Genomic DNA, 13,107 nt, shown 5'->3' on the forward strand with positions numbered 1-13,107 from the left:
CGAACAGATGAAAGCTAAGAACTTCTTCAAGGGCCCGGGCATCTGGATCGTCGTTGTGGTCGGCCTGCTCCTGGTGGCTTTTGCAACGCTGGCTCCCGGCGGTGCCGCACGGATTGATACGGACAAGGGCCTGGAGCTGCTTGCCGGAAACGATGTTGAGCAGGCCAAGATCTTCGATGGGGAAAACCGCGTTGACCTGGTCCTGAAGGAGAACCTGGAGGTGGACGGCCAGGACAAGGGCAAGAACGTCCAGTTCTTCTTTGTGGACGCCCGCGCCGAGGCCGTGGTTGACGCCGTCAGCGACGCCAAGCCGGACCAGGGGTTCACCGACCAGCCCATAGAGAACAACTGGTTCTCCGGACTGCTGTCCCTCCTGATCCCCGTGCTCCTGCTGGGTGCGCTCTTCTGGTTCCTGATGACCCGCATGCAGGGCGGCGGCTCCAAAATCATGCAGTTCGGCAAGTCCAAGGCCAAGATGGTCAGCAAGGACATGCCCCAGGTGACGTTCGCGGACGTCGCGGGCTCGGACGAGGCCGTGGAGGAGCTGCAGGAAATCAAGGAATTCCTGCAGGAGCCCGGCAAGTTCCAGGCCGTTGGCGCCAAGATCCCCAAGGGCGTGCTGCTTTATGGCCCTCCCGGCACCGGCAAGACGCTGCTGGCCCGCGCCGTGGCCGGCGAGGCCGGCGTCCCGTTCTTCTCCATCTCCGGCTCGGACTTCGTGGAAATGTTCGTCGGCGTGGGCGCCTCCCGCGTCCGCGACCTGTTTGAGCAGGCCAAGGCCAACTCCCCGGCCATTATCTTCGTGGACGAAATCGACGCCGTAGGCCGGCACCGTGGCGCCGGCATCGGCGGCGGCAACGACGAACGCGAGCAGACCCTGAACCAGCTCCTGGTGGAGATGGACGGCTTCGACGTCAAGACCAACGTGATCCTCATCGCCGCCACGAACCGCCCGGATGTGCTGGACCCCGCGCTCCTGCGCCCCGGCCGCTTCGACCGGCAGATCGGCGTGGAAGCCCCGGACCTGATCGGCCGCAACCAGATCCTGCAGGTACACGCCAAGGGCAAGCCGATGGCGCCCGGCGTGGACCTCAAGGCCGTGGCCAAGAAGACTCCCGGCTACACAGGTGCGGACCTGGCCAACGTGCTGAACGAGGCCGCGCTGCTCACCGCCCGCTCCAACGCCAATCTCATCGATGACCGGGCGCTGGACGAAGCCATCGACCGTGTCATGGCCGGCCCGCAGAAGCGCAGCCGCGTCATGAAGGAACACGAACGCAAGGTCACTGCGTACCACGAAGGCGGTCACGCCCTGGTGGCGGCGGCCCTGCGGAACTCCGCCCCGGTCACCAAGATCACCATCCTGCCCCGCGGCCGCGCCCTGGGTTACACCATGGTGGTGCCGGACAACGACAAGTACTCCGTGACCCGTAACGAACTCCTGGACCAGATGGCCTACGCGATGGGCGGGCGCGTCGCGGAGGAGATCGTGTTCCACGACCCCTCTACCGGTGCATCCAACGACATAGAAAAGGCCACGGGCACCGCGCGGAAGATGGTCACCGAATACGGCATGAGCGAACGCGTGGGCGCTGTCCGCCTGGGCCAGGGAGGTGGCGAGCCGTTCCTGGGCCGCGATGCCGGCCACGAGCGCAACTACTCGGACCAGATCGCCTACGTGGTGGATGAGGAAGTCCGCCGCCTGATCGACCAGGCGCATGACGAGGCCTACGCCATCCTGACGGAGAACCGGGACGTCCTGGACCGCCTGGCACTGGAACTGCTGGAACGCGAAACGCTGAACCAGTCCGAGATCGCCGAGATCTTCACCGACGTCCGCAAGCGCGATTTCCGCGAGGTGTGGCTTTCCAAGGAGACCAGGCCCGTGCAGGAAGCCGGACCGGTGGAGTCCCGCCAGGAGCGTGCAGAACGCGAGGCGCAGGAAGAGGCCAAAAAGGCCCGCCTGGACGAGCCGCTGGACGCCCAGCCGCCGCACGCGCAGGGTGTTCCGGAGGATGCGCCCTTCGAGGGCGGCATCCCCGACTCGGGGCCCGACGCCCATCGCGGCTAAGCTTTTGCTGTGACCCACTTCGACGATGACGACGTTCCCTCCTCCGCCGGCTACCCGGCGCCGGGCGAATCCCACCCCGCAAAACACCACAAGGTGGACCGCCCCCGGATCGAGGCTGCCGTCCGTGAGATCCTCCTGGCCATTGGCGAGGACCCTGACCGCGGCGGCCTGGTTGACACTCCGAGACGGGTGGCCAAAGCGTACGCCGAGGTCTTCGCAGGCCTGCACCTTGACCCTGCCGAGGTCCTGGCAACAACGTTCGACCTGGACCACGAAGAACTCGTCCTGGTCAAGGACATCCCGTTCTATTCCACCTGCGAGCACCACCTGGTGCCTTTCCACGGAGTGGCGCACGTGGGCTACATCCCCTCGCATGACGGCAAGGTCACCGGGCTGAGCAAGCTGGCCCGGCTGGTGGACATCTATGCCCGCCGCCCGCAGGTGCAGGAGCGCCTCACCACTGAAATCGTCGAGGCGATGGTCCGCCACCTGCAGCCGCGGGGCGCGATCGTCGTTGTGGAATGCGAACACATGTGCATGTCAATGCGCGGTATCCGCAAGCCCGGAGCCAAGACCGTCACCAGCGCGGTCCGCGGGCAGCTTCATGACCCGGCCACCCGTGCCGAAGCCATGAGCCTCATCCTCGGAAGGTAACCATCAGACCATGGACTCACTCGCTGCAGCCCCCGGCACGGGCCCCGCAACCTCGCCGCTGCCCATCCTGCGTAAACCGCGCCCGGCAGCGCGCTTCGAAGACCTGCCCACGGACCGCACCCTGGTCATGGGAATCCTGAACGTCACCCCCGACTCCTTCAGCGACGGCGGCAGGCACGCCACCGCGGACACCGCCATCGCGGCGGGCCTCCGGATGTTCTACGCCGGCGCGGACATCATCGACGTCGGCGGGGAATCCACCCGGCCCGGCGCCGAGGACGTCAGCCCCGAAGAGGAACAGCGCCGCGTCATTCCCGTCATCGAGGCCCTGGTCAAGGCGGGCGCCCTGGTCAGCATCGACACCACGCACGCTTCGACGGCGGCAGCCGCCCTGGAAGCCGGCGCGGCCATCATCAACGATGTTTCCGGCCTGACCATCGAACCGGAAATGGTTGAACTCGTGGCCGCGAAGAAGGTCCCGTATATCCTCACCCACCGGCGTGGCGATGCCCGCACCATGAACTCGCTGGCCGAGTACACCGATGTTGCCGGCGAAGTGGCTGCCGAGCTCGCCGGCGTCCGCGACAAGCTGTACGCGGCCGGCGTCAGCCCGGACCAGCTCATCGTGGACCCGGGCCTGGGCTTTGCCAAGAACGACGCCCAGAACTGGGAACTCCTGCAGAACCTGGACCAGCTGGCCGCCATGGGCCACCGCGTCCTGGTGGCAGCGTCCCGCAAGCGCTTCCTTGGCACCCTCCTGACGGTCTCCGGCAAGGCTGCCGCCCCGGAGGAACGCGACAGCGCCACGGCGGCCATCACGGCTGTCTCCGCCGCGCGCGGCGCGTGGGCCGTGCGGGTGCACGACGTCGGTCCCAGCCTTGACGCCGTCAAAGTCGCCGCGCGCATGTCCCCTCCGCGCGCCGCCGGCTAAGAACGCGCCCATGGACAGGATTACGCTGACCGGTGTGACCGCCGTCGGGCATCACGGGGTGTTTGATTTTGAGCGCCGCGAGGGCCAGCCTTTTGTTGTGGACGCAGTGCTGTACCTGGACTTCGCCAAGGCTGCGGAGTCCGACGATGTCCGCGACACCGCGCACTACGGCGAGGTGGCGCAGCGTATTACTGACTGGATCACGGGCGAACCGCTGAACCTGATCGAAGGCCTGGCCGTGCGGATCGCCGAGAGCCTGCTGACGGATTTCCGGCTGCAGGCCGTGGACATCACCGTTCACAAGCCGCAGGCGCCCATCCAGGTTCCGTTCGGTGATGTGTCTGTGACCGTGCACCGGAAGCAGCCCGGCCAAGGGGAGGCGCCATGACCACCGGGTACGTGAAGGCGGTCCTGGCTTTGGGGAGCAACCTGGGTGAGCGCAATGACACCCTCACCGCGGCCGTTGCGGACATTGTGGACCCGCCGGAAGTGCGCCTGCTCGCGGTGTCCCCGGTGGTCCAGACCAAGGCGGTGGGCGGCCCTGCCGGCCAGCCGGACTTCCTGAACATGGTGGTCACGGTGGAAACCAGCCTGACCCCAATGGAGTTGCTGGCCCACTGCCAGGCGGTGGAAAACAAGCATCACCGCGTGCGGGAGGTGCACTGGGGCCCGCGGACGCTGGACGTGGACATCATCACCTACGGCGACACCACCAGCGACGATCCCGTCCTGACCCTGCCCCATCCGCGGGCCGCCGGGCGCGCGTTCGTGCTTTATCCCTGGTCGCTGATCGAACCCGCGGCCACCCTGAACGGGGAACGCATCAGCGTCCTGGCAGCACGGGCCCCGGACTTCGGTGACCTGGCGCCCTTTGACGGCTTTGGCGACTTCGACGGCGTTCCCACGGCGGGAGCGGTGGAGCAACGATGAAGCCGGTCAGCCCGCTGCGCCTAATCCTGATCGGCATCATCGTTGCCCTGGCCGGGTGGTCCGCCACGGTACTGACCAGCCGTTATGGGCTCGCCACGCCTGTCCTGCCCGCCACCGCGCTGGCCACTATGGCCGTGATCGTGGTGATTACCCTGGTCCTGGGGCTGAAAATCCTGCGGTGGCGCAACGCCAACAAGCCGGAGAGCAAAGCCAGGAAAACGGTGCTGGACCCGCTCCTGGCGGCCCGCACCCTGATTCTGGCGCAGGCCTGCGCCTACGCGGGCGCGGTGCTCCTGGGCTGGCACGTGGGGATATTCCTGGACCAGGTGCGGATCTGGAGCCTGAACACCAACCAGGGCATCATGTGGCTGGCGCTTGCCATGGCCGCCGGCGGCCTGGTGATGATCGGCGTCGGCCTGGTGGTGGAGCGGATCTGCAGGATCCCGCCCGAGGACGGCGACGCCACCGGACTTGAGGGCAAGCCGGGCCGCCATGTCCGCGGCGAGACCACCGGGGAGGGCGGCTATGCCTACGGAGGCGATTGATCCGCCGGGCATCACCTGGCAGCGGGTCTCGCCAAAGTACGTAACCGTACGCGTCCTGCAGTGGACGCTGGGCAACCTCGCCCTGGTGCTGCTGCTGTCACTGCCGCTGGCGGTCGTGCTGCTGGGCTGGTGGGACTGGCCTCCACTGTGGGCCGCGGCCGCGGTGCCTGTTGTCCTGGTTGCCATGGCGGTGTGGAAGCTGCTGCTGATCCCGCGCCAGGTGCGGGCCATCGGGTACGCGGAACGCGACGACGACCTTCTGATCCGCTCCGGCATCTTCTTCCAGCGCACCTTGGCCGTGCCCTACGGCAGGATGCAGTACGTGGACATTGCGGTAGGGCCTGTGGAAGGCCGGCTGGGCCTGTGCACGCTCAAGCTACACACCGCCGCCCCCGGCACCAACGCGCAGATCCCGGGTCTTCCCGCCGCAGAAGGAGCGCGCCTGCGGGAGCAGCTCGCCGCCCGCGGCGAAGCCAGGCTGGCAGGGCTGTGACCGCTGGCAGCGGAGCCACTGACAACCCGTCCGACGGCGAGTGGCTGCGCGTCCATCCCGCGTCGCCTTTCATCCGCGGCTGGCTGGCGCTGGCTGCCATCGGCTTCTTCTTTGGCCGGGACTTCGCGGAGCGCGCGCTGCAGGGCGGCCCGGTGTTCGAAGACGGTTTCGCGGGCCGGGCGCCGTGGCTGCTGGCCGGCGGCGGCACGGTCCTGCTGCTTGCGGTGCTCGGCTTCATCCTCACCTGGTACTTCACCAGGTACCAGGTATCCGGCGGCTTTGTCCGGGTGAACACCGGCTTCATCTTCCGGCAGCAGCGCCAGGCCAGGCTGGACCGGGTCCAGGCGATCGATATCGAACAACCCCTGCTGGCCCGGATCTTCGGCCTGGCGGAGCTCAAGTTCGAGGTGGCCGATGCCGGCGAATCAGCAGTGCGGCTGTCCTACCTGAAGATTGCCGAGGCCAGGCAGCTCCGGGCCACCATCCTGGCCCGTGCGTCCGGGGCGCAGCCGGGCGGCCACAGCGAAGCCGGCCCCGCCGCCGAGGCGCCGGAACACCCGGTGCTGGCCGTGCCGCCGTCGCGCCTGGCCGGTTCGTTGCTGCTGAGTGAGCAGAGCGTCCTGGTGATCCTGGGTGCCGTCGCATCCGTGGTGTTGTCCGCGCTGGCTGAAAACCAGGGTTTTTATTTCTATCTCATCCCCGCCGCATTGGGGCTGGGGGCCAGTTATTGGCGCCTTTTCAACAAAGGCTACAACTTCACGGCGGCGGTTTCGCCGGATGGAATCAGGCTGCGGTACGGACTGCTGGACACCCAGGCGCAGACGCTTCCGCCCGGGAGGATCCAGGCGCTGAGGATTGTGCAGCCGCCGTTGTGGCGTGCCCTGGGCTGGTATCGGATGCAGGTGAACGTGGCCGGCTACGGCGCGGCGGACAACGCCGGGGAGGGGTCCTCCCGGACCACGCTGCTGCCCGTGGGGCGGATGGAGCACGTCCTGGCCATGCTCGCGCTGGTGCTGCCGGATCCCGGAACGCCACGGGCAGTGGAGGTGTTCGGGGCCGGGCTGGCGGGCCTGGATTCCGGCTGCGGTTTCGTCACCACGCCGCGCCGGGCCAGGTTCCTTGCGCCGTTCGGCTGGCGGCGGAACGGCTTCACCGCCACGGACACTGCACTGTTGATCCGCTCCGGCCGCTGGTGGCGCGAGCTGGTGGTGGTGCCACACCAGCGCACGCAGTCGATCGCCCTGCAGCAGGGCCCCCTGGCGCGGCGGTTCCGCGTGGCGGACCTGGTGCTGCACACCACCGCGGGGCCGGTGGCGCCCCGGCTGGTGCAGGCCGGCGTTGACCAGGCGCGCGCGCTGTTCGACCAGCAGTCCGCCCGGGCCCGGCTGGCCAGGAAACGCCAGACCACCGAGCAGTGGCTGGCGCAGGTGGCGCCCCCGAAATCCCCTTTCAACCCTTTGCAGGAAGGCCCGCAGCATGGCTAAACCCGGACGCCTTGGCGTCGGAATCATTGGTGCCGGAAAAGTGGGAGCCGTCCTCGGTGCGGCCCTGCGGGCGGCGGAACATGCCGTCGTCGGGGTTTCCGCGGTCTCCGAGGCGAGCCGCGAACGGGCGGAATCGCTGCTCCCGGGTGTTCCCGTGCTGGACGTGCGGGACATCGTGGAACGCGCGGAGCTGGTCCTCCTGGCCGTGCCGGACGACGCCCTGCCCGACCTGGTGGACGGGCTCGCCAAGCTGGGCGCCTGGCAGCCCGGCCAGCTGGTTGCGCATACGTCCGGCCGGTTCGGCGTGGGCGTGCTGCACCCGGTGCGCGCTGCCGGTGCGGTGCCGCTGGCATTGCATCCGGCCATGACCTTTACGGGAATGAGCCTCGACCTGACGCGGCTGCTGGACTGCACCTTTGGCGTCACCGCGGACGCCGCCATGCTTCCGATCGCCCAGGCGCTGGTGGTGGAGATGGGCGCCGAACCCGTCGCCATTGCCGAAGCGGACCGCACCCTTTACCACGCGGCCCTGGCGCACGGTTCGAACCACCTGGTCACCCTGGTGGCGCAGGCGTCGCAGCTGCTCCGGGAGGTCGGCGTCGGGCAGCCGGATCGGATGCTGGGGCCGCTTCTCCGGGCAACGCTGGAGAACGCGCTGGCTTCGGGGGAGTCCGCGCTCACCGGGCCGGTGGCGCGCGGTGACGTGGGAACGGTGGCCGCGCACGCGGCGGCCTTGCGGGAGTACGACGGCGGCGGGCAGGGGGACGTCCTCGAGGCGTACCTTGCGATGGCGCGCGCCACAGCCCGCCGCGCCGAGGGGCGCGCCCTGCTGAAGCCGGATCAGATGAAAGGCCTGCGCCAGGCCCTTGAGGGTAAGGACGACTGATGCCCATCCGCCTCGCCACCACCGTGGCAGACCTCCGTGCCCAGGGAGCCCGGCTCCTGGGCTCCCGGAAGGGAGCTTCGCAGGGACTGGTGCCCACCATGGGTGCGCTCCATGAGGGCCACGCCGCGCTGGCGCGCACCGCCGTCGAACAGAATGACGTTGTGGTGGCCACGATCTTCGTGAACCCGCTGCAGTTCGGCGATGCCGTGGACCTGGACCGGTACCCTCGCACGCTCGAGGCGGACCTGGAACTGTTGGAGGCGCAGGGCGTGGACCTGGTGTTCGCGCCGGCGGTGGAGGAGGTGTACCCGGGCGGTGAGCCGCTGGTGCGGGTCACGTCCGGAAAGCTGGGCGAGAAGTGGGAAGGCGCGTCCCGGCCGGGGCACTTCGACGGGGCGCTGACGGTGGTGGCCAAGCTGCTGCACTACGGCCTCCCCGCGGCCGGGCTGCCGGACGGTACGGGGCTGCCTGCGTACCGCGCGTACTTCGGCCAAAAGGATGCGCAGCAGCTGGCGCTGGTGCGCCGGATGGCCGCGGACCTGAGCTTCCCGGTGGAGATCGTGGGGGTTCCCACGGTCCGGTCTGCCGAGGGATTGGCCCTGTCCAGCCGAAACCGTTTCCTGTCCGTCGCCGAGCGCGACGCCGCGCTGGTGCTCTCCCGGGCGCTGCGGCTGCTGGAGGCCCGGGCGGCCGCCCGCGAGCCGCTGGACCTGGATTCGGCGGTGGCCATGGTGCAGTCCCAGCCGCTGGTGGAGCTGGACTACTTCGACGTGGTGGATCCGCTGACGCTGGAGCCGCTGGCCGAGAACTGCCGGGAGACCCCGTTCGGCGGCGAGGCCCTTGCGCTGATCGCGGCGAGGGTGGGCCCGGTGCGGCTGATCGACAACGCGCCGCTGGGTTCGTAGCCGCTGGGTTCGTAGCGGCTGCTGAGCGTTCGGGTTCGCGGCAAGACACGGATGAGGGCGCCCTCAGGGGAAGGCGCCCTCATCCAATATGCCGGCTCCGCGGGGTCAGCGCCCGGTTTTCTGCTTCGACGTGTACAGCTCAGGCCGGGCAAGGGACAGCGAACGTTCCTGCTGGCGCTCCAGGCCGGTAAGGCTCAGGTCCAGGTCCGCCCGAAGGATGGCGTCGCCGTGGCCAGCTGAGGCGAGGACGTGCCCGCGCGGGTCCGCGATCAGGGAATGGCCGCAGAAGCCGTTGCCGTTGAGGTTGGCAGCGACCACGAAGATCTGGTTGTCCTGAGCCCGTGCCCTGGAGCGGAGGGTCAGCAGGTGATCGTAACCGTCCCCCACGGCTGAAGGGATGACGATGATCTGTGCCCCTTCCATGGCGAGGGTGGTGGCGATAGCCGGGAAGGCGTGTTCAAAGCAGATCTGCGGTCCGAGGAGGCCTGCCGGGGTTGGCACCACGAACAGTTCGTTGCCGGGCTTGAACCGGTCGAACTCAGTGGGGAACAGATGGCTCTTGCGGTAGGGGACCGCATCGCCTGCGGGTGTCACCGTCACTGCGGTGTCGTAGAGGTTGCCGTCCTCACCCCGTTCCAGTAGGCCAACGACGACGGTGAAGTCTTTTTCCGCCGCGATTTCCTTGGTCATTTCGACGGTAGGGCCGTCAAGCGGCTCGCTGAGCTGCGCACCGATCTCGTCGATCATCTTGAGGTCATAGCCGGAGATGAACAGTTCCGGGGTGACCACCAGGTCGGCGTCGCCCAGGCCGAGCAGGGCATCGCGGTACGCGGCACGGTTACCGTCCAGGTCGCCGTTGGGCAGTTCCAGCTGGAGGATAGCGGCACGAACGCTCTGGCCGGATGGTGGGTTCATGGGTCTAACCTTTCACTGCGCCGGCGTAGAGCCCGCGGACGTAATAGCGGTTGAGCAGTGCAAAAAGCAGCAGCGGGGGGATGATGGCGAGGATGGAGCCTGAGGAAATCAGGTCGTCCTGGTTCAGCTGGGGGGCCTGGAGGTTGGCCAGACCAACGGTCAGCGGCCGGTGGTCACTGTCAAGCAGAGTGAGGCCCATCAGGAGGTCGTTCCAGACAAAGACGAAGTCGATGATGATGAAGGACACGATGCCGGGGACGGCCAGGGGGAGGGCGATCCGGCGGAATGCGTCGAATTCGCTCGCGCCGTCTATCCGTGCGGATTCCAGGATCTCTTCGGGGATCTGGGAGAAGAACCCGATGAGCATGAACAGTGCCCAGCCGGCGCCGAAGGCAGTGTGCACCAGGGCGATGCCAAGGAACTGCGCCGGTCCCTCATTGAGGTTGAGGGTCCGGAACCAGGGAACCAGCGGGATCAGGATGATCTGTACCGGAACGATCATGGTGGTGATCAGCAGGAAGTACAGGAGTCCCTTGAGGCGGAACTTCATCCGCGCGAAGGCGTAGGCCGCCGACGTTCCCAGGACCACCGTCAGGGCCACCGAGCTGATCGAGATGATGAAACTGTTGAACGTGTAGGTGGACAGTCCCTCCCGCCAGGCCCGTCCGTAGTTCTCCAGCGTGGCGGTGGAGAAGTCGGCGCGCCACCAGCCGGCGCCGCTCTGGTCGAGCGGAAGGATGGATATCATCGCAGCGGTGGCAACGGGCACCAGCCACAGGATGCTGGCAACGGTCAGGATGCCGTAAAGGGCAAACACGGCCCATTTACTTTGCCTCATTGCTGTTCCTTCAGGGTTGCGCGGATGTAGGGGAGCGAAATGGCAATCATGAAGACGGACATAAGTACGGCAATGGCCGCCGCCAGCCCGCCCTGAGGGGTGTCCAGGTACTGGAACACCTGGCGCCACAGCAGCATGGCAAGCACTTCGGTGTCCTTCGCCGGGCCGCCTGCCGTGGTGACCAGGACGATGTCGAACGTCCGCAGGGCGAAGATCACGCTGACCACTGCCACAACTACGATGGACGGGCGGAGGCTGGGGATCACCACATGGCGGATCAGCTGGGACTGCTTTGCGCCGTCCACGCGGGCTGCGTCAAGCAGTTCCGCGGGTACGGAGGTCAGGCCGGCAGTGAACGTGATGACGCCGAAGCCTGCGAAGGCCCATACCGCCGGAATGATTACGAAGAGGTTGGCGAATCGGATGTCGGCCATTCCCAGGTGCAGGACGCCCGGGTTGGAGAGCCACTGGCCGGCGTGCACCCCCAGCGGCCCAAAGGTGAAGGAGGCGTCCGCCAGGCCGAAGAGCCCCAGGAACGCATTCAGCACACCCTTGTTCGGATCCGGGTTGTAGATGAAGGACCAGATGATGCCTGCGGCCGAAAGCGAGATGGTCATGGGCAGGATGAAGATGCTCCGGAATATTCCGGAGCCCCGGCGGGCATTCCACACGAGCAGCGCCAGGGGAAAGGACACCGCCAGGACAAGTCCGGGGAAGACCACCAGCCAGATGGCGCTGTTCAGGGCCGCGTTCCAGAAGTCGGCGCTGGTCAGGGTTGAGGCGTAGTTCTCCATCCCTACGTATTCCCAGTCGGCCGGGGCATTGATCTGCCACGGGTTGAGCATGCCCCAGGTGAAGAAGCTGGAGGTCACCGTGCTGAACGCGGGCCACAGGTAGAAGCCCAGGAACACCAGGAGGATGGGACCGATAAAAAGGTACGGCGTGAGCGCGGACCGGCCAGGCTTTCCGGGCCGGCGGCCGGCCGGGGCCTTCTTGCGAAAGGCCCCGGCCCCCTTTTGCACGCTCGTCGTGTCTTCTTTGGGGATGACAGTCACAATTATCCGTTCGAGCGGGTGTCGGCTGTCTTCATGGTCTCGATGAAGGCATCGGCATCCTGGGAGCGCACCAGTTCAACAAGGGCGTTGCGGTACTTGCTCTGCAGCTCCCCGCCGATCCAGTCATCCAGGTCGTAGCCGGCCTGGCCTGCGGCGTCCTTCGGCCAGAGCTCTGCTGCGGCCTTGTCATTGGGCGTGGGGTAGACGCTCGCCGGAACCTTCATGTTGGGCGCGATGTAGCCGCCCTTCTTCGCCCAGATCGTCTGGGCGTCAACGGATCCGAGGTACTCCAGGAATGCCATGGTTGCCACCGGGTTCTTGGACTTCTTGGCTCCGACAAAGAGGTCGCCACTGACAGCCTGCGCCGGCTTTTCGGTTCCCTCGAAGGCGGGCAGGGTGAAGAAGCTGTAATCAGTGCCCGGCTTGAGCTTCGAGTCGCAGGAGGGCACGATTCCGTTGACGAATGCGCCGTTGTTGGCGAACGCGTTCTTTCCGGTCACCCAGCCGCAGGTCTCGTCGGAGAAGCCCGTGTCGAGGGCGTTCTTGGGCCAGTAGTTGCGGATCATGTCCGCCAGCACCTTGACGCCCTTGGCGATGTCCGCGTCGTCCCAACCGATCTCACCGCGTGCCAGCTGGTTGAACTTCTCCTCGCCGGCCACGTTCAGCAGGATCGGGTCCATCCACTGGGTGGGAACCCAGACGTCCTTGGCTCCGACGCTGAAGGGGGACTGCCCTGTGGCCTTGTACTTGTCCAGCGTGGCCGTAAGCTCCGACCAGGTTGCCGGCGGGGCAGTCAGGCCCAGTGACTTGGCCTTGGCGGTGGTGTGCCAGATCAGGCCGTTGACGTTGCCCTTGACGTAGACGGCCTCGGTCTTGCCCTCGGCTCCTGCCGCGATTGCGCGCAGGGAATCGTTGTATTCGCCGTTCTTGATCCATTCATCCCACAGGGTGTCCACCTCCATCAGGAGACCCTGCTTGGAAAGCTGGCGCACCATGCCGGGCAATGCCACGGCGGCGTCCGGAGGGCTTCCCGCGGCGAACTGCTGGGTCAGGACCGACTGCGTCTGGTCGAACGGCACGCTGTCCACCTTCACGGAGACTTCGGGGTACTTCGCCTCGAAGCCCTCCACCATGGCTCCGAAGGCTTCAGCCTCGGGTCCGCTCCAGTTGGAGAGGACCCGGATCTCACCCTTTGGCGGCCCGTCGGTCTTGGCGGTCTCGGACCCTGCGCCGCACCCAGTGGCGCCGAAGCCGAGGGCGAGTGTTGCGAAAGCGGCAACCGCCGCGCGGCGCGCTCGTAACTTGATCATCTGTATCTCCGTCGAAGCAGTGGTATTTGTCATTGCGTAGTGACAAATATGAGGTCGCTCACGTGCTGATGTCAAGGCGGGTAGAAGGTC

The 13,107-nt window shown here is 67.0% G+C and carries 14 protein-coding genes; 10 read left to right on the forward strand and 4 right to left on the reverse strand.

Going from position 1 to position 13,107, the window contains the following annotated elements:
• Positions 1-7: 7 nt before the first annotated feature.
• Genes ftsH through panC form a run of 10 tightly spaced genes read left to right on the forward strand, consistent with a single transcriptional unit; the run spans position 8 to position 8,899 of the window.
• Positions 8-2,071 carry an ATP-dependent zinc metalloprotease FtsH gene (ftsH, locus tag ACIQCN_RS07235; RefSeq protein WP_400607714.1) on the forward strand — a complete coding sequence of 688 codons (2,064 nt, stop codon included), beginning with the start codon at positions 8-10 and terminating at the stop codon, positions 2,069-2,071.
• Between the two features lie 9 nt (positions 2,072-2,080).
• Positions 2,081-2,725 (forward strand): GTP cyclohydrolase I FolE, encoded by a 645-nt coding sequence (gene folE / locus ACIQCN_RS07240; RefSeq protein ID WP_400607711.1) that lies wholly within the window; start codon positions 2,081-2,083, stop codon positions 2,723-2,725.
• A gap of 10 nt (positions 2,726-2,735) precedes the next feature.
• On the forward strand, positions 2,736-3,656 hold the full coding sequence (gene folP, locus ACIQCN_RS07245; RefSeq protein WP_400610168.1) for a dihydropteroate synthase: 921 nt from the start codon (positions 2,736-2,738) through the stop codon (positions 3,654-3,656).
• A 10-nt stretch (positions 3,657-3,666) separates the two neighbouring features.
• Positions 3,667-4,044, forward strand: a complete 378-nt coding sequence (folB, locus tag ACIQCN_RS07250) for a dihydroneopterin aldolase (protein WP_400607706.1) — start codon at positions 3,667-3,669, stop codon at positions 4,042-4,044.
• Positions 4,041-4,586: a 2-amino-4-hydroxy-6-hydroxymethyldihydropteridine diphosphokinase gene (folK, locus tag ACIQCN_RS07255; RefSeq protein WP_400610170.1), complete on the forward strand. Its 546-nt coding sequence runs from the start codon at positions 4,041-4,043 to the stop codon at positions 4,584-4,586. Before folB ends, folK begins: the two co-directional genes overlap by 4 nt.
• Positions 4,583-5,131 (forward strand): DUF3180 domain-containing protein, encoded by a 549-nt coding sequence (locus tag ACIQCN_RS07260; protein WP_400607700.1) that lies wholly within the window; start codon positions 4,583-4,585, stop codon positions 5,129-5,131. Before folK ends, ACIQCN_RS07260 begins: the two co-directional genes overlap by 4 nt.
• Positions 5,112-5,624 (forward strand): PH domain-containing protein, encoded by a 513-nt coding sequence (locus tag ACIQCN_RS07265; RefSeq protein WP_400607698.1) that lies wholly within the window; start codon positions 5,112-5,114, stop codon positions 5,622-5,624. The genes ACIQCN_RS07260 and ACIQCN_RS07265 overlap by 20 nt, the downstream gene beginning before the upstream one ends.
• Positions 5,621-7,108: a PH domain-containing protein gene (locus ACIQCN_RS07270; RefSeq protein ID WP_400610172.1), complete on the forward strand. Its 1,488-nt coding sequence runs from the start codon at positions 5,621-5,623 to the stop codon at positions 7,106-7,108. Before ACIQCN_RS07265 ends, ACIQCN_RS07270 begins: the two co-directional genes overlap by 4 nt.
• Complete coding sequence (locus tag ACIQCN_RS07275) at positions 7,101-7,994, forward strand: Rossmann-like and DUF2520 domain-containing protein (protein ID WP_400610174.1); 894 nt, start codon at positions 7,101-7,103, stop codon at positions 7,992-7,994. The genes ACIQCN_RS07270 and ACIQCN_RS07275 overlap by 8 nt, the downstream gene beginning before the upstream one ends.
• Complete coding sequence (gene panC, locus ACIQCN_RS07280) at positions 7,994-8,899, forward strand: pantoate--beta-alanine ligase (RefSeq protein WP_400610176.1); 906 nt, start codon at positions 7,994-7,996, stop codon at positions 8,897-8,899. The genes ACIQCN_RS07275 and panC overlap by 1 nt, the downstream gene beginning before the upstream one ends.
• A 105-nt stretch (positions 8,900-9,004) precedes the next feature.
• On the opposite strand, the gene ACIQCN_RS07285 is transcribed toward panC, so the two are convergent.
• The 4 genes from ACIQCN_RS07285 to ACIQCN_RS07300 are packed head-to-tail and all read right to left on the reverse strand — an operon-like array spanning position 9,005 to position 13,017.
• Entirely contained in the window at positions 9,005-9,814 is an 810-nt protein-coding gene (locus tag ACIQCN_RS07285; RefSeq protein WP_400607690.1) for a carbon-nitrogen hydrolase family protein, read from the reverse strand.
• A gap of 4 nt (positions 9,815-9,818) precedes the next feature.
• Entirely contained in the window at positions 9,819-10,652 is an 834-nt protein-coding gene (locus ACIQCN_RS07290) for a carbohydrate ABC transporter permease (RefSeq protein ID WP_400607687.1), read from the reverse strand.
• Entirely contained in the window at positions 10,649-11,707 is a 1,059-nt protein-coding gene (locus ACIQCN_RS07295) for a carbohydrate ABC transporter permease (RefSeq protein ID WP_400610178.1), read from the reverse strand. The genes ACIQCN_RS07290 and ACIQCN_RS07295 overlap by 4 nt, the downstream gene beginning before the upstream one ends.
• 2 nt (positions 11,708-11,709) lie before the next feature.
• Entirely contained in the window at positions 11,710-13,017 is a 1,308-nt protein-coding gene (locus ACIQCN_RS07300; RefSeq protein ID WP_400610180.1) for an extracellular solute-binding protein, read from the reverse strand.
• Positions 13,018-13,107: the final 90 nt, after the last annotated feature.

This window comes from Pseudarthrobacter sp. NPDC092424, from assembly GCF_044754925.1.
Lineage (GTDB): Bacteria > Actinomycetota > Actinomycetes > Actinomycetales > Micrococcaceae > Arthrobacter.

Excerpts from the sequence above, each read along its gene's own strand:
- ACIQCN_RS07300 (WP_400610180.1), bottom strand. The coding sequence starts at position 13,017 with ATGATCAAGTTACGAGCGCGCCGCGCGGCGGTTGCCGCTTTCGCAACA.
- ACIQCN_RS07290 (WP_400607687.1), bottom strand. The coding sequence starts at position 10,652 with ATGAGGCAAAGTAAATGGGCCGTGTTTGCCCTTTACGGCATCCTGACC.
- ACIQCN_RS07275 (WP_400610174.1), top strand. The coding sequence starts at position 7,101 with ATGGCTAAACCCGGACGCCTTGGCGTCGGAATCATTGGTGCCGGAAAA.
- folK (WP_400610170.1), top strand. The coding sequence starts at position 4,041 with ATGACCACCGGGTACGTGAAGGCGGTCCTGGCTTTGGGGAGCAACCTG.
- ACIQCN_RS07260 (WP_400607700.1), top strand. The coding sequence starts at position 4,583 with ATGAAGCCGGTCAGCCCGCTGCGCCTAATCCTGATCGGCATCATCGTT.
- panC (WP_400610176.1), top strand. The coding sequence starts at position 7,994 with ATGCCCATCCGCCTCGCCACCACCGTGGCAGACCTCCGTGCCCAGGGA.
- ACIQCN_RS07285 (WP_400607690.1), bottom strand. The coding sequence starts at position 9,814 with ATGAACCCACCATCCGGCCAGAGCGTTCGTGCCGCTATCCTCCAGCTG.
- ftsH (WP_400607714.1), top strand. The coding sequence starts at position 8 with ATGAAAGCTAAGAACTTCTTCAAGGGCCCGGGCATCTGGATCGTCGTT.
- ACIQCN_RS07265 (WP_400607698.1), top strand. The coding sequence starts at position 5,112 with ATGCCTACGGAGGCGATTGATCCGCCGGGCATCACCTGGCAGCGGGTC.
- folB (WP_400607706.1), top strand. The coding sequence starts at position 3,667 with ATGGACAGGATTACGCTGACCGGTGTGACCGCCGTCGGGCATCACGGG.
- folP (WP_400610168.1), top strand. The coding sequence starts at position 2,736 with ATGGACTCACTCGCTGCAGCCCCCGGCACGGGCCCCGCAACCTCGCCG.